This is a genomic window from Streptomyces sp. NPDC101219 (assembly GCF_044767675.1).
GTDB lineage: Bacteria > Actinomycetota > Actinomycetes > Streptomycetales > Streptomycetaceae > Streptomyces.
The window spans coordinates 400,980-416,750 of the sequence record NZ_JBIWOK010000008.1 but is presented as its reverse complement, the minus strand read 5'-3'; the positions used below and the strand labels follow the sequence as shown (position 1 = coordinate 416,750).

Below are 15,771 nucleotides of genomic sequence, written 5' to 3'. Positions count from 1 at the left end.
CGCTGTTGAGTTCTCAAGGAACGGACGCTTCCTTCGTACTCACCCTCTCGGGCTTTCCTCCGGGCGCTTCCCTTCGGTGTTTCCGACTCTATCAGATCTTTTTTCTCGACCTGACCCCCAGTCAGCGGGGTTTGCCTTCCCGGCCGTTGGGCCGTTCCGACGTCTCAAACCTTAGCGGACTCTCTCCGTGTTTCCCAAATCGGGGCGAGGAATTGAATTCCGGGCATGCCGAAATTGTTCCCACTGGGAGGTCGTGCTGGGGTTTTGAGTGCCGCTTGAGCGGCGGGAGGTGTTGCCGGAGAACCGTTACGGCCCGGTGGCAACCCGGAGAACACTACGGACCGGACAGGGCGGTGTCAAGCGTCCCCTGTCAAGATCTTTTCAGTCGTCGAGGTCGGAGAGCCGGCCACCCGCGTCGGGCTGGTCGTCCTCGACCCTGCGCAGCAGGCAGGTGAGCATCTCGCCGAGGGCGACCCGCTCCTCGTGGGAGAGGTCCTGGAGGAGGTCCGCCTCGAAGACGGTGGCCAGGCGCATCGCCTGGACCCACTTCTCGTGCCCCTCGGGCGTCAGCTCCACGATGACCCGGACCCGGTTGGTCTCGTCGCGCTGCCGGTCGACCAGGCCCTCGGCGACCATGCGGTCGATCCGGTGGGTCATCGCGGCCGGCGTGAGGCCGAGCCGCTTGGCCAGGTCGCTGGGCCCCATCCGGTAGGGGGCGCCGGAGAGCACGAGTGCCTTGAGGACCTCCCAGTCGGCGTTGGTGATGCCGAGCTCGGCGGTCTGCCGCCCGTAGGCCACGTTCATGCGCCGGTTCAGCCGGGAGAGGGCGGAGACGATCTTCTCGACCTGGGGGTCGAGGTCCTGGAACTCCCGCTGATACGCGGCGATCTGCTCCTCGAGTGTCGGTTCACCGGGGCCGGGGGTGTCACTCATGGCCGCAGTATGGCACGCCCCTCCTTTGCACTGAAGTCCTTCGCTATGTAATCTTTAGCCTCGAACTTTAGCTTCTAAGTCTTCACTCCTAACCTGTGAGAGAGGTGAACGTGACCAGGGCACAGGGCGCGGCGATGCGCCGGATCCACGTGGGCAACGCACTCAGCGCATTCGGGCTGGGTTTCACGGTCCCGTACCTGTACGTCTATGTGGCGCAGGTGCGCGGGCTGGGGCCCATGACGGCGGGACTCGTGCTGGCCGTCTTCGCCGTCGCCGCGCTGATCGTGCTGCCGTTCGCCGGGCGGGCCATCGTCCGGCGGGGCCCGCTGCCGGTGCTGCTCACCGCCCTGGTCACGGCCGCCGTCGGCGCTCTGAGCCTGGGGCTGTCGAGCGGTGAGGCGACGGTGCTGCTGTCCGCCGGGCTGCTCGGTGCCGGGCAGGCGGTCATGCAGCCCGCCCTGGCCACGATGATCGTGGACTGCTCGACGTCCGGCACCCGGTCGCGGGCGTTCGCCACCCAGTTCTTCCTGCAGAACCTCGGGCTCGGCGTCGGCGGGCTGATCGGCGGACACCTGGTCGACCCGGACCGGGCCGGATCGTTCACCCTGCTGTTCTCGCTCGAGGCGGCGATGTTCCTGCTGCTGGTCGCGGTGATGGCGACGGTGCGGATGCCACAGGCGCCGCGTCTCGACGGTGCGGTGGCCCCGTCCGCCAAGGGCAGCTGGAAGCAGCTGATGGGCAACCGGGCCATGGTGCAGCTGTGCGTGCTGGGCTTCGTGCTGTTCTTCGCCTGCTACGGGCAGTTCGAGTCGGGGCTGAGCGCCTACGGCGTCGAGGCGGCCGGCATCTCGACGTCCGCGCTGGGCACGGCGCTGGCGGCGAACACCCTCGTGATCGTGATCGCGCAGTTCGCGGTGCTGCGCTTCGTGGAGCGGCGCAAGCGGTCCCGGGTGATCGCGTCCGTCGGGCTGATCTGGGCCGTGGCGTGGGCCGTGGCCGCGTACGCGGGGCTCGGGAACGGCAGCCAGGCCATGGCGACGGCCGCCTTCATCTCGACGTACGCCCTGTTCGGCGTCGGGGAGGCGCTGCTGTCGCCGACGCTCGCGCCGCTGGTCGCGGATCTGGCGCCGGCCGGTATGGCGGGGCAGTACAACTCGGCGTTCGCCCTGGTGAAGCAGCTCGCGCTGGCCGTCGGTCCGGCGGTGGGCGGACCACTGGGCGCGTCGCTGCACGCCCCGTACGTCGTGATCTTCCTGCTGATCTCGCTGTCGATCACGGTGCTCGCGGTGCGGCTCGGGCGGCACCTCACCGAGGCGCAGAACCAGCCGCTGCCGGCCCGCAGCCGCGTGGTGGCGCAAGGGGGCAGCCCGGCGGGGCAGGCCACGGCGCACGCGTGACCGGCCCAGGGGTGAGGCGGCCGTGACGCCCGGACACGGGTTCGCCACAGGCCGTGGGGGCGGCACCCGGTTCGGTGTCGCCCGCCCGTGCCCGGAGGTGTCTAGGCATTCGCGGGCTTCGGCAGGGCGAACTCGCACCAGACGGCCTTGCCGCCGCCCGGGGTGCGTCTGCTGCCCCAGTTGGAGGCGATCGTCGCCACGATGGAGATGCCGCGGCCGGACTCGTCCCCCGGTTCCGCGCGGCGGCGCCGGGGAAGGTGGTCGTCGCCGTCGGTGACCTCGATGATCAGGCGGCGGTCGGTGCGGCGCAGCCGCAGCCGCATGGGCGGCGTGCCGTGCTGGAGGGAGTTGGCGACGAGCTCGCTGGTGGCCAGCACCCCCAGATCGTGCAGATCCGGGGGGAAGCGCCAGCTGGTCAGCACCCCGGAGGCGAAGGCACGCGCGCGGGGTGCGGCCTCGACCCCGCCGAGGAGATCCAGGGCGGCGTTGCGGAACAGCTCGCTCTGCGGGCCCCGGCGGGCCGGGTGCTGGAGCACCAGGACGGCGACGTCGTCGTCGTGGTCGGGGGTGACGCCCGCCGAGCGGACCAGGCGGTCGCAGACGACCTGGGGGGTGCCGCTCGCTCCGGCCAGGGCGCGCTCCAGGGCGGCGATGCCCTCGTCCAGGTCCTCGTTGCGCCGCTCGACCAGGCCGTCCGTGTAGAGGACGGCGGTGGAGCCGGGGCCCAGCGGGACCGAGCCGGAGGCGTGCATCCAGCCGCCCGTGCCGAGCGGGGGGCCGATGGGCTCGGCGGCGCGCCGCACGGTGCCGTGCTCGTCCCGCACCAGGATCGGCAGATGGCCGGCCGAGGCGTAGACCAGGCAGCCCTCGTTGGGGTCGTGGATGGCGTACGCGCAGGTGGCGATCTGGTTGGCGTCGATCTCGGTGGCCAGGCCGTCGAGGAGCTGGAGGACCTCGTGCGGCGGCAGGTCGAGCCGGGCGTAGGCGCGTACCGCGGTGCGGAGCTGGCCCATGACGGCCGCCGCGCGGACCCCGCGCCCCATGACGTCGCCGATGACCAGGGCGGTGCGGCCGCCGCCGAGGGTGATGACGTCGTACCAGTCGCCGCCGACCGCTGCCTCGGTGCCGCCGGGGTGATAGGTGGCGGCGATGCGCAGGTCGTCGGGCTCTTCGAGTTCCTGGGGGAGCAGGGAGCGCTGGAGGGTGACGGCGGTCTCGCGCTGGCGGCGTTCGCTGGCGCGCAGGCGTTCGGCGGCCTCGGCGTGGTCGGTGACGTCGGTGGCGAAGACCAGCACGCCGCTGCCGCCGCCGTCGCCGCCGGCCGGTTCGGTGACGGGGGTGCAGGTGAAGGTGTAGGAGCGGCCGCCGGGGGCCTTGCGGGACTTGACGGTGCGGGGCTTGCCGCTGCGCAGGACCTGGTCGAGCAGGGGCAGCAGACCGATCTCGTCGAGCTCGGGCAGGGCCGTGCGGGCGGGGGCGCCGAGCGGGCGGCTGCCGAAGGCGGCGGTGTAGGCGTCGTTGACGTAGGCGATGCGGTGGTCCGGGCCGTGCACCAGGGCGACGAGGGAGGGGACGCGGTCGAGGACGTCCCGCACCCGCAGGTCGTCCACGGCGGGCACGGGGGACGTGTCGGTGAGGTGTTCGGCGCGGGCCGCGGGCACGGAGCCCTCCCCGCGCCGGTCCGGGGAGACGGGGTGCTCGGCCCGCGCTGCCGCGCGGCGCTGCGTTCCGGGGAGCCGGGCGCTCCAGCGCGTGAAGTTCACGAATCCTTGCCTCGTGTAGTTGTCGGCGGCCGCACACCGGGACCGGCCGGGGACCGGGGCCGGCCGGGCTCCGGGCCGCGCCGGGTGAGTGGCGGCCCGCCCGTGGTGGTGGACCAGTCTGTCAGGGTGCCGTCCGGGCCGACATCCGTCAGACGCCGCGTGGGCCGGTGCAGTTCCCGGGTCCGGTCAGGACGACCCCTTCGGGTTGTGCGGGGGGTTGGGAGAAGGCTTTCCACCGGCCGCGAGTTCGAACTCCGCACGGGGGTGTTCGAGTGACCCCAGGGAGACGATCTCGCGTTTGAAGAGTCCGGCGAGGGTCCATTCGGCGGCCACGCGCGCCTTGCGGTTGAAGGTGGGCACGCGGCTGAGGTGGTAGGTGCGGTGCATGAACCAGGCGGGGTAGCCCTTCAGCTTCCGCCCGTACACGTGGGCGACGCCCTTGTGCAGGCCGAGCGAGGCCACGGAGCCCGCGTACGCGTGGGAGTAGGTCTCCAGGGGTTCGCCGCGCAGGGAGTGCACGATGTTGTCGCCGAGGGTGCGGGCCTGCCGCAGGGCGTGCTGGGCGTTGGGGGCGCACTCCTTGCCCTCCTCGCGCGCGGCGACGTCGGGGACGGCGGCGGCGTCTCCGGCGGCCCACGCGTGGGTGGTGCCCTCGACGGCCAGCTCGGGGGTGCACCGCAGCCGTCCCCGCTCGTTGCGCGGCAGGTCGGTGGCGGCGAGGACGGGGTGCGGTTTGACGCCGGCCGTCCAGACGACGGTGCGGGTGGGGAAGCGGGAGCCGTCGCTGAGGACGGCGACCCGGTCGGCGCAGGAGTCCAGGCGGGTCTCCAGGCGGACGTCGATGTTGCGGCGGCGCAGCTCGGTGACCGTGTAGCGGCCCATCTCCTCACCGACCTCGGGGAGGATGCGGCGGGACGCCTCCACGAGCACCCACTTCATGTCCTCGGGGCGGAGGTTGTGGTAGTACCGGGTGGCATAGCGGGCCATGTCCTCCAGCTCGCCGAGGGCCTCTACCCCGGCGTAGCCGCCGCCGACGAACACGAAGGTGAGGGCGGCGTCGCGGAGCGCGGGGTCGCGGGTGGACGAGGCGATGTCCATCTGCTCGAGGACGTGGTTGCGCAGCCCGATGGCCTCCTCGACGGTCTTGAACCCGATCGCGTACTCGGCGAGCCCGGGGACCGGCAGGGTGCGCGAGACGGAGCCGGGGGCGAGCACCAGGTGGTCGTAGGCCAGCTGCTGTCCCGTGCCGCCCTCCTCGTCGGTGGCGAGGGTGGTGACGGTGGCGGTGCGCCGGGCGTGGTCGACGGCGGTGGCCTCGCCGATGACGATGCGGCACCGGTCGAGGACACGACGCAGGGGTACGACGACGTGCCGAGGGGAAATGGCCCCGGCGGCCGCTTCCGGGAGGAAGGGCTGGTACGTCATGTAGGGGTCCGGGGTGACCACGGTGATCTCGGCCTCGCCCCGGCCGAGTTCCCGTTTCAGCTTCCGCTGCAGGCGCAGAGCCGTGTACATCCCGACGTAGCCGCCACCGACAACGAGAATGCGCGCACGTTCCTTCACCATCCCATGACGCACCCGCCGCACGCGTTTGTCCACAGCCTCGACGCATTGTGTGACCGCGGGACCGGGGTCCGGGCGACTTGGCCCAAATGCCCGTCCTGGTGAAGTTCTCGCAGGTGGGACCGTGTTTCGAGGCCGAAAGTACGGGGCACATTCCGGACGAATGTGTCGCTTGCTCCGGTCGGGGGCAACGCCGTGCGGAACGTCCCTCTTCTGAATTGACTTCCTCTCAACTATGTTCGTACGTCGACGGGGTGTAGGGGGATGCGCTCATCGGGTCCGCGACGGGCGGGGTCGGTCACCGGGCTCGTTCCGCAGCCCCGGCCATCGATGGCGGGGAGAAGTCTCCGGGGGGAGACGTCATTACCGGGGGAAAGCGTATGCATGTTCAGGATCCTCATTGGTCTTCCGCGTCCGCCGTGGTGCCCGGCACCACGATGAGCGCGGCGACGAACAACGGACGCGCGGACGGACCGCGCACGACACCGCTGCGCGTGGACGCCCAGCGCAATCTCGAACACGTCCTGCGGGCGGCGCGCGAGGTCTTCGGCGAGCTGGGCTACGGCGCACCGATGGAGGACGTGGCGCGCCGCGCCCGGGTCGGTGTGGGCACGGTGTACCGCCGCTTCCCGAGCAAGGACGTCCTGGTGCGGCGGATAGCCGAGGAGGAGACCTCCCGGCTGACCGAGCAGGCGCGTGCGGCGCTCGGGCAGGAGGACGAGCCGTGGTCGGCACTGTCCCGCTTCCTGCGCACGTCGGTCGCCTCGGGCGCCGGCCGGCTGCTGCCGCCGCAGGTGCTGCGGGTCGGCGTTGAGGAGCGCGGGACGGCGGACCACGCCCGGGTGCCGCAGCAGCGGGTGCAACCGGGCACGGGTGAGCTGCGGCTGCTGCCGGAGGAGCCGGTGGCCGTCGCGCCCGAGGACGACGCCGGAGCCGCCGAGCTGCTGGAGGTCGTGGGCCGGCTCGTGGAGCGCGCCCGGGCCGCGGGCGAGCTGCGGCCGGACGTCTCGGTCTCGGACGTCCTCCTGGTGATCGCCACGGCCGCCCCGTCCCTGCCGGACGCCGCCCAGCAGGCGGCGGCCTCCGCCCGGCTGCTGGACATCCTGCTGGAGGGTCTGCGCTCGCGCCCCGCGTGAGGCCGGCCCCCGCGAAGACTCCGCGAGACCCGCGCCCCGGGACCTTCGCGATCCCCTGCACCCGTGCACCGGGATCCGGGCGGCCCGAGGCCGAGGGGTGACCGTCGGGGCTCTCCCGTGCGGTACGTCCCACGGACGAGTGGAAGGCGGTCGCTCCCGGTCCCCGGCCCGGTACCTCTGTGGCACCCTGACCCGTGTCGGGACGGGTCGGGCAGGTGGCGGGGGCTTTCCGCGATGGGCGTTGAGGGGCGGGACGACGGGTCCCGCGGTGACGAGCCGTGCAGTGACGGTTCGCCGCAGGTACCGAGTCAGGGACGACGTACGGGCGTGCCGCCCGAGGAGGGCGTCCCGGCCCAGCGCGACCGGCTGACCGGTTCCGGACTGCCGTCGGCCGACTCCGACCTGATCGCCCGCATGCGGGCGGGCGAGGACGCGGCCTACGAGGAGCTGTACCGGCGCCACGCCCCCGCGGTGCGCCGGTACGCGCGCACCTGCTGCCGGGACGGTCACACCGCCGACGACCTGACGGCCGAGGTCTTCGCCCGCATGCTCCAGGCGGTGCGGGGCGGTTCGGGCCCCGAGCACGCGGTGCGGGCCTACCTGCTCACCTCCGTGCGCCGGGTGGCGGCGACGTGGACGCAGTCGGCCCGACGCGAGCAGCTGGTCGACGACTTCGCGACGTTCGCCGCCCAGGCTGCCCAGCTGTCCCACCCCTCTGACACCGACAGTCTGGAGCTGGGTGCCGACGTCCGGGCCATGCACGAGGCCGAGCAGTCCCTGGCCATGCAGGCGTTCCGGTCGCTGCCGGAGCGGTGGCAGGCGGTGCTGTGGCACACAGAGGTCGAGGACGAGTCGCCCAGCGCGGTGGCCACGCTGTTCGGCCTGGACGCCAACGGCACCCGGGTGCTGGCCAGCCGGGCCCGCGAGGGCCTGAAGCAGGCCTACCTCCAGGCCCACGTCAGCGCAGCCCTCGCCGAGGACGAGGGCTGCGCCCGGCACGCCGACCAGCTCGGCACCTACGCCCGGGGCCGGCTGCGCACCCGCGCGGAGCGGGGCCTGCGCAAGCATCTGGAGGAGTGCGCGCGGTGCCGGCTGGCCGCGACGCAGATCCAGGAGGTCGCCGGAGGCATCCCCGCGCTCGTCCCGGTCGCCGTCATCGGCTGGTTCGGCGCCGCGGGCTACGCCAAGGTGGCCGCGCTCGTCGCGGGCGGAACCGGGGCGGCCGGCGCGGCGGGCGCCGCGAGCGCCGCCGGCGGGGGCGCGAGCGGCAGCGGCGCGGCGGGCGGTCTCGCCTCCGAGGGCATGGGGGCGCCGGCGAAGGCGGGCATCGCGGCCGGGGTGACGGCGGTGGCGGCGGCCGCGGCCATCGCGATCGCCCTGTCCGGCAGCGAGGCCCCGCCCGAGGAACCGCGAGCCGCACCGGCCCCCTCGGCCCCCGTGGTCCAGGAGGAACAGCCGCCGCCTCCTCCCGAGGACCCGCCCGACCCCGCCCCGCCCGCTCCCCCGGCGGCCGCGCCCGCCCGGCCCGCGCCGCCGTCCCCCGCGCCCCGGGCGACCCCCACCCCCACACCCAGCCCGAGCCCGAAGCCGCCCCCGGCGCCCACGCCCACCCCGACACCGACCCCCACACCCCCGGCCTCGCAGCCGCAGCCGCCCCCGCCCCCGCCCGTCCCGGCGGTCCACCAGTGGAGCGAGCTCTCCTACGACATCCTCGGCGACGGCACCGCCCCGGAGATGCGGATCGGCGCGAGCAGCTGGGTGTGGCAGCGCTCGGGTCTGTCCATCGCCGGCCGGCGGCACGCGCACGGCGTCACCGTGCACGGCCGGTCCTCGGTCACCATCGACCTCAACCGCCCCTGCACCGCCTATGACGCGCTGGTCGGCGTGGACGACCTGACCATGAAGCCGGGCAGGGTCACCTTCTCGGTGCACGCCGACGGGGCCCGGCTGTGGAACTCCGGCGTGGTCGAGGGCGGCGATCCGGCGGTGCCGGTGCACGTCGACCTCACGGGACGCGAGAGCGTCCGGCTGGTCGTCGAACCGGTCGGCCCCTTCGACGGCGTGGCCCTGGCGGACTGGGCGCAGTCCCGCTTCACCTGCGCCTGAGCAGTGGCTAGCCCCGGCCGCCCGCGCCGGCGCCGAGTGCGCCGCGGCGGGGCGCGATCCCGCCCGGGACCGCGCGCTGCCGGCCGGGCGTGCCGGTCCAGCAGGTGCCCCGGCGGGCCAGCAGCCGCCGGAGCCACAGTTCCAGGGCGACCAGATCGGCCAGGCCGTCCAGGGGCAGGGCCTCGCCCTGTGCCGCCCCACGCAGGGCCTTGCGCACGACCCGCGCCTCCACCAGGCCGGCCTCCGCCAGCAGCGGGGTGTCGAACAGCATGATCAGGGTGTCCGCCGCCACCCGCAGGCCGGTGCGCGCGGCGGTGGCCGAGGCCGCCTGGGCGGGTGCGCCCCACCCGTCCGGAACCTCCCGTACGCCCGCGCCCTCCAGCACGGTGCGCAGGATCGACGCCCGTGCGCCGGGGCGCACCCGCAGGGCCTCGGGCAGGGCCCGGCAGGCCCGGACGACCTGGTTGTCGAGGAACGGGGCGTGCAGCCGCTGGAAGCGGATCTCCGCCGCCTGCTCCAGCACCCTGAGGTCGGCGGCGTGCCGGGCCAGGGCGGCACGGGCCCGGAAGTCGCCGGGCCGCTGAGCCGGTCCGATCTCGGACCGGCGGGTGGACGCCTGGAGGCGAACCGATACTTCAGCCAGGGCCTCACCGGTCAGCCAGCGCGCGGCCGGCCCGGGTCTGCCCCAGGTCAGCGCGGCCAGCGAGGCGTCGGCTGCACCCGCCGGGCCGTCGTCGTCCGGCCGGTGGCGCAGCAGGCGCTCGGCGAGGCTCTCCAGCCCGGTCCGGTACGGGGTGCGGGCCAGCCGGCGGGCCGCCGCGTACACGCGCGCGGGCACCATGACGGAGCCGTCGGCCTTCGCCAGCGCGGCGACCGGCCGCACCAGGTGCCGCCGCTTGCGGTCCATCAGCAGGTCGGCGAGGCGGGCGGGATGCGCGTCCAGCACCTGCCGCGCGCCGTAGCCGGTGAAGTGGTCGGCGCTGCCCGCGGCGAGCCGGGCCCGGTGCCGGGCGGCCGACACCAGCGAGGGCCCCGGCTCGTCGGTCAGCGGTCCGTCGAGGTCGGCGTACGGCAGGGTCTCCTCGCCGCCCGTGACGACCACGTGGTGCAGGCGCGGGTTGGCCGCCAGGGCGGCCGCCCGGCCGACCTCCTCGTCCGGCCCGCCGGCCACGAGGTCGTTGAAGGTCACGGCGAGCAGCCGTTCCCCGGCCCCGGTGCCGTGCCCGAGCACGGTGCCCGGCATCCCGGGGAGTCCGGCGGCCAGCAGGGCGAGCGTGCCGGAGGCCGGGCCGCCGGACAGGTCGGCCCCGATGCCGGGCACCGGCATGCCGCGCGCCGCCCGGCGTTCGGCCGGGCCCATGCCCGGCACGGGCCCGGGGTCGATGTCGGCGCCCGGGACGTGGCGGGGGGCCGCGAGCCGGGTGCGCACCGCCTCGACGAGGGCGTCCCGTACGGCGTCCACGGCGCTGTCCGGGTCGGCAGGGGGCGCCGCGACGGCGAGCGAGGCGACGGGTTCGTAGCCGGCGATCTCGCGGGCGCCGGCGCGCAGGATCAGCGCGTGTCCGGGCGGGACCCGCTTCACGCCGTCGTACGGCGTGGAGTCGTAGAGGGCGGCGGGCACGTCGGGGGCGGCGAGCAGGGCCGCGAGGTGGCCGAAGTCGAGGTTGGCCTCGACGAGGTCGGCCAGCGGGAGCGCGGCGGTCGCGTAGGCGGTGCCGCCGGCCCAGGGGGTGTGGAAGACCGGCCGGGCACCGGCGAGGTCACCGCAGACGGTGACCCGGCGGCCCACCTGCACGACGGCGGTGTAGCTGCCGGGCCAGGCGGTGAGATGCCTCAGTGCGCCGCCGCGCGCCGCGAACAGGGCGACGCGCAGTTGTTCGTCGGTGGCGCCGCAGGTGCCGAGGACGGCGATCCGGGTCTGCGGGTCGGCCTGCACCACCCGGACCTCGTCGGGGCGCCAGTCGCCGACCGCCCAGAGCGGATCGGGGTCGCCCCACAGGAGTTGGGCCCCCACCGGCTGCACGGTCTCCCCGTCGGTCCCGGTCGCCCCGGCCGTTCCGACGGCCACGGGCCCCGCGGCGGTGCTGCTCCACCCCACCAACCACCGCATCGCCGCCTCCACAAGCTGTGGACAACCAGTGCACCGTACGAACCGGTTCCCCATGCTGCCATGAAGGAGGCGCTGGAGAGGGGTGCCGGAACGGCATGTGCTCCGGTGAATGCGCCCCGGCGGATACGCCTCCCCCGAGCCGAACATCCGATCGCCCGGGGGAAGTCGAGCGCGGCCGCCCTCTCCAGGATGAGCCTGTTGCGACGTGAATGCGCCCCCGAAACGCGCCCCGAATACCCCCAACGCGCCGTCAAGTGCCATGGTGGGCAAGGTGTTGCCCCACGGAAGGTGGGGTCGATTTTCGGCCAATTCGGAGCGGTGAGAGCACCCTCGAACACGCTCCGTGCAGGTTCTGCGCACCGCCGAGCGGTCGCACGGTCCGGGAGGCGAGGCACACCCCCCGGACCGTTCCGCCGCCCGCGGGGATGTAGGCGGCGGTGTCCCCCAGCCCACTGGATCCAGTACAGCGGGCCGACCCACGCACGGACCATGGAATCGCTCCCGCGGCGGCCGGAGAAAGGCGCACGCACGGGCGCACGGCCACACGACGGGAGCACGCCGCAACTGCGCGTATCGGACCCGCACTTCAGTACGGACCACAATCCCGCCATCCGGAAGAATGCCCCTTAACGCTTGGGATGCGGCGAACTACGCTGGGTTTACGAATGCCGCACGGTTATGCCAGCGCGGCAGCCGTCTGTGTCGAGGGGTGGCGCATGTCCAGGGAGCAACGCGGGCCGAACGAAAAGCTCGGCGCCGTTCTCGCCCTCGCGGGAATCTCCAACGCAGGGCTCGCGCGGCGCGTCAACGACCTCGGCGCACAGCGGGGACTGACCCTTCGCTACGACAAGACGTCGGTGGCGCGCTGGGTGTCCAAGGGCATGGTGCCGCAGGGCGCCGCGCCCCACCTGATCGCCGCCGCCATCGGCCAGAAGCTGGGCCGCCCGGTGCCGCTGCACGAAATCGGCCTGGCGGACGCGGACCCTGCACCGGAGGTCGGCCTCGCCTTCCCCCGGGACGTCGGCCAGGCGGTGAAGTCCGCCACCGACCTCTACCGGCTGGACCTCGCCGGCCGCCGCGCCGGCTCCGGCGGCATCTGGCAGTCCCTGGCCGGCTCCTTCGCGGTGAGCGCCTACGCGACGCCCGCCTCGCGCTGGCTGATAACCCCGGCCGACAGTTCGGTGGCCCGCGAGGCGAACGGCGCGGAGAACTCCGGCGCACCGATCAAAGTCGGCCACAGCGACGTGCAGAAGCTGCGCGAGGCCGCCGAGGACGCCCGGCGCTGGGACTCCAAGTACGGCGGCGGCGACTGGCGTTCCTCGATGGTCCCCGAGTGCTTACGGGTCGAGGCGGCACCCCTGCTGCTGGGCTCGTACTCCGACGACGTCGGGCGGGCCCTGTTCGGCGCGTCGGCCGAACTCACCCGCCTCGCGGGCTGGATGGCCTTCGACACCGGCCAGCAGGAGGCCGCCCAGCGGTACTACATCCAGGCCCTGCGCCTGGCCCGCGCCGCCGCGGACGTCCCCCTCGGCGGCTACGTGCTGGCGTCCATGTCCCTCCAGGCGACCTACCGCGGCTTCGGCGACGAGGGCGTCGACCTCGCGCAGGCCGCGCTGGAACGCAACCGGGGCCTGGCCACCGCCCGCACCATGAGCTTCTTCCGCCTGGTCGAGGCCCGCGCCCACGCGCGCGCCAGTGACGCCCAGGCGGCCGGGGCGGCCCTGAAGGCGGCGGAGAGCTGGCTGGAGCGCTCCCGCCCCGGCGACAGCGACCCGTCCTGGCTCGGCTTCTACGGCTACGACCGGTTCGCCGCCGACGCCGCCGAGTGCTACCGCGACCTCAAGGCGCCCCGCCAGGTCCGCCGCTTCACCGAGCAGGCCCTGTCGAAGCCGACGGAGGAGTTCGTGCGCTCGCACGGGCTGCGGCTCGTCGTCTCCGCGGTCGCCGAACTGGAGTCGGGCAACCTGGACGCGGCCTGCGAGCAGGGCGTGCGCGCGGTGGAGGTGGCCGGCCGCATCTCGTCGGCCCGCACCACCGAGTACGTCAAGGACCTCCTGCACCGGCTGGAGCCCTACGGCGACGAGCCCCGGGTGGTGGAACTGCGCGAACGCGCCCGGCCGCTGCTGGTCGCCCCGGCCTGACCCGCCGGCCGGGACGGGCGGGCAGGGCCGGGCGCCCGGTTTCGACGGCCTTGTCAGTGGCGCGGTGCACCATGGGTGCCGGAAGAGGTGCGAGCCGGGAGGTGGCGCGGGTGCGGCAGGCGTACGACTGCGATGTGCTGGTGGTCGGCGGCGGCATCGTCGGCCTGTCCACGGCGTACGCGATCAGCCGCGCGGCCCCGGGCACGCGGATCACGGTGCTGGAGAAGGAGTCCGGCCCCGCCCGGCACCAGACGGGACGCAACAGCGGCGTCATCCACAGCGGCATCTACTACCGCCCCGGCTCCCTCAAGGCCCGCTGCGCGGTGCGGGGTGCCGCCGAGATGGTCAAGTTCTGCGCGGAGTACGACATCGCGCACGCGGTGACCGGCAAGCTGATCGTCGCCACCGCGCGCGAGGAGCTGCCCCGCCTGCACGCCCTGGCCCAGCGCGGCCGGGAGAACGGCCTCACGGTCCGCGAGCTCGGCAGCGCCCAGTCGGCACAGTACGAGCCCGAGGTCGAGGGCCTGGCCGCCCTGCACGTCGGCGTCACGGGCATCTGCGACTTCGCGGCGGTGGCCCGGCACCTGGCCGAGGCGTCGGGAGCGGAGATCCGCTACGGGGCCCGGGTGGTGCGCGTCGACCGCAGACCCGACCGGGGGGTCGCCGTGCGGACCGCCCGGGGCGACGTCGTACGGGGCCGGGTCCTGGTGAACTGCGCCGGGCTGCACTGCGACGGGATCGCCCGGCTCACGGGCGACGAGCCCGGCGTGCGCATCGTGCCGTTCCGCGGCGAGTACTACGAGCTGGCCCGCCCGGACCTGGTCCGCGGACTGGTCTACCCGGTGCCCGACCCCGCGTTCCCGTTCCTGGGCGTCCACCTCACCCGCGGCGTCGACGGCGGTGTCCACGTCGGGCCGAACGCGGTGCCCGCGCTCGCCCGGGAGGGCTACGACCGGCGCACGGTCCGCCCGCGCGAGCTGGCCTCCACCCTGACCTGGCCGGGCACCTGGCAGCTGGCCCGCCGCCACTGGCGCTACGGCGCGGGCGAGCTGCACCGCTCGCTGTCCAAGCCGGCGTTCACCCGGGCCGTGCGGCGGCTGCTGCCGGCGGTGACGGAAGAGGATCTGGTGCCGGCCGCGGCCGGGGTCCGGGCCCAGGCGGTCCTGCGGGACGGCACCCTGGTGGACGACTTCCTCATCCGGGAGACCCCGAGAGCGGTCCACGTCCTGAACGCCCCCTCCCCCGCCGCCACCGCCTGCCTGCCCATCGGCCGCGAGGTCGCCCGCCGGGCGCTGGCCGCGCTGGCGGAGGGGGCCCGCTGAGGCGTGGCTCGGCGGCGCGGCCGGCCGCCCGGGCACGCCGTCGCACCGGGCACCCCCGGGCACGCCCGGGCACGCCCGGTGACGGCACCGGCCCGGACGCCCGACGTCACCGCCACCGCCACCGCCTCCGGCAGTCCGCGCACCGGTGCCCGGACGCCTGCCGCCACCCGCTCCGGCCGTGGGTGAGCCGCTGCCCGCCCACCCTGCGCCACCGGCCCCGGCAGCGGGTTGCACCGGTGCCCGGGCCCGGTCCGGCGACCGCACCCCGGCGAGCCGCCGCCGGTGCCTGTGCCTGTGCCGGTGCCGCCGCCGGTGCCACTGCCGGTGCCACACTCCGCCCCCGTACCCCCGGCACCCCGCACCGCACCCCTGCGACCAGGGCCCCGGCCGCCGGGTGACCCGGTCCTCGCGGGGTCCGCCGTAGACTCGACAGCACTGTGTCTGACTCCGTGAACACCCCCGAAGCACCCCGGCCCGCCGCCGGTCAGGACGCCCCGCACCGCGCCGGGGTGTCGATCCGGCACACCCGCGCCAAGGGCGAACCACGCTTCCCGGACGGCCCCAAGGCCGATCCCGCCGGGTCGCACTTCGAGCGGCGGATCCGCAGCTTCCAGCCGCGCCGCAGCCGCGTGACGGCCGGGCAGGCGGACGCCCTGCAGCGCCTGTGGCCCCGGTGGGGCTTCGACATCGACGGCCGCCGCCTGCTGGACTTCGCGGAGTTCTTCGGCAACGACCGCCCCGTCGTCCTGGAGATCGGCTTCGGCATGGGCGAGGCCACGGCCCGGATGGCCGCCGCCGACCCCGGCACCAACATCCTCGCCGTGGACGTGCACACCCCCGGCCAGGGCCATCTGCTGGGCCTCGCCGAGCAGCTGGGCCTGGACAACGTGCGGGTCGGCAACGGGGACGCGATCATCCTGCTGCGCGAGATGCTCACCGTCGACTCGCTGGACGGGCTGCGCGTCTACTTCCCCGACCCCTGGCCGAAGAAGCGGCACCACAAGCGGCGCCTGATCCAGCCGGAGTTCCTCTCGCTGGCCGCGACCCGCCTCAAGCCTGCCGCGGTGGTGCACTGCGCCACCGACTGGGTGCCGTACGCCGAGCACATGCTGGAGGTGCTGACCGCGCACCCCGACTTCGAGAACACCCGGGAGGACGGCGGTTTCGCGCCGCGGCCGGCGTTCCGCCCGCTGACCCGTTTCGAGAGCCAGGGACTGGACAAGGGTCATGTCGTGAACGACCTGCTCTTCCGCCGCGTACCGCACGACGACCGGCGTCCCACCGGCGCCTGAGCCGCCCC

The 15,771-nt window shown here is 74.5% G+C and carries 10 protein-coding genes; 6 read left to right on the top strand and 4 right to left on the bottom strand.

What is annotated here, in order from left to right; translation table 11 throughout:
* Positions 1–381: 381 nt before the first annotated feature.
* Positions 382–933, bottom strand: a complete 552-nt coding sequence (locus ACIRPP_RS19135; protein ID WP_164343505.1) for a MarR family winged helix-turn-helix transcriptional regulator — start codon at positions 931–933, stop codon at positions 382–384.
* A gap of 134 nt (positions 934–1,067) precedes the next feature.
* Here ACIRPP_RS19135 and ACIRPP_RS19130 point away from each other — a divergent pair, with 134 nt between their 5' ends.
* Entirely contained in the window at positions 1,068–2,330 is a 1,263-nt protein-coding gene (locus tag ACIRPP_RS19130) for an MFS transporter (protein ID WP_403643990.1), read from the top strand.
* Positions 2,331–2,431: 101 nt separating this feature from the next.
* Here ACIRPP_RS19130 and ACIRPP_RS19125 read toward each other — a convergent pair whose 3' ends face one another.
* Both ACIRPP_RS19125 and ACIRPP_RS19120 read right to left on the bottom strand, forming a co-directional pair.
* The gene (locus ACIRPP_RS19125) at positions 2,432–4,093 is read right to left on the bottom strand and encodes a SpoIIE family protein phosphatase (protein WP_403643934.1); all 1,662 of its coding nucleotides are present in this window, start codon (positions 4,091–4,093) and stop codon (positions 2,432–2,434) included.
* A gap of 186 nt (positions 4,094–4,279) precedes the next feature.
* Positions 4,280–5,659 carry an NAD(P)/FAD-dependent oxidoreductase gene (locus ACIRPP_RS19120; protein WP_403643931.1) on the bottom strand — a complete coding sequence of 460 codons (1,380 nt, stop codon included), beginning with the start codon at positions 5,657–5,659 and terminating at the stop codon, positions 4,280–4,282.
* A gap of 377 nt (positions 5,660–6,036) precedes the next feature.
* Here ACIRPP_RS19120 and ACIRPP_RS19115 point away from each other — a divergent pair, with 377 nt between their 5' ends.
* Together ACIRPP_RS19115 and ACIRPP_RS19110 are read left to right on the top strand one after the other, a co-directional pair.
* Complete coding sequence (locus tag ACIRPP_RS19115) at positions 6,037–6,792, top strand: TetR/AcrR family transcriptional regulator (protein WP_403643928.1); 756 nt, start codon at positions 6,037–6,039, stop codon at positions 6,790–6,792.
* Positions 6,793–7,026: 234 nt separating this feature from the next.
* Positions 7,027–8,898 carry a sigma-70 family RNA polymerase sigma factor gene (locus tag ACIRPP_RS19110; protein ID WP_403643925.1) on the top strand — a complete coding sequence of 624 codons (1,872 nt, stop codon included), beginning with the start codon at positions 7,027–7,029 and terminating at the stop codon, positions 8,896–8,898.
* A gap of 7 nt (positions 8,899–8,905) precedes the next feature.
* Here ACIRPP_RS19110 and ACIRPP_RS19105 read toward each other — a convergent pair whose 3' ends face one another.
* The gene (locus tag ACIRPP_RS19105; RefSeq protein WP_403643922.1) at positions 8,906–11,008 is read right to left on the bottom strand and encodes an asparagine synthase-related protein; all 2,103 of its coding nucleotides are present in this window, start codon (positions 11,006–11,008) and stop codon (positions 8,906–8,908) included.
* 716 nt (positions 11,009–11,724) lie between these two features.
* On the opposite strand from ACIRPP_RS19105, the gene ACIRPP_RS19100 reads away from it, so the two are divergent.
* From ACIRPP_RS19100 to trmB, 3 genes are all read left to right on the top strand, one after another.
* Positions 11,725–13,149, top strand: a complete 1,425-nt coding sequence (locus tag ACIRPP_RS19100; RefSeq protein ID WP_164345425.1) for an MFS transporter — start codon at positions 11,725–11,727, stop codon at positions 13,147–13,149.
* Positions 13,150–13,220: 71 nt separating this feature from the next.
* Positions 13,221–14,471, top strand: a complete 1,251-nt coding sequence (gene lhgO / locus ACIRPP_RS19095) for an L-2-hydroxyglutarate oxidase (protein ID WP_403643919.1) — start codon at positions 13,221–13,223, stop codon at positions 14,469–14,471.
* Positions 14,472–14,908: 437 nt separating this feature from the next.
* Positions 14,909–15,763, top strand: coding sequence for a tRNA (guanosine(46)-N7)-methyltransferase TrmB (gene trmB / locus ACIRPP_RS19090; RefSeq protein WP_403643917.1), 855 nt, complete (start codon positions 14,909–14,911; stop codon positions 15,761–15,763).
* Positions 15,764–15,771: the final 8 nt, after the last annotated feature.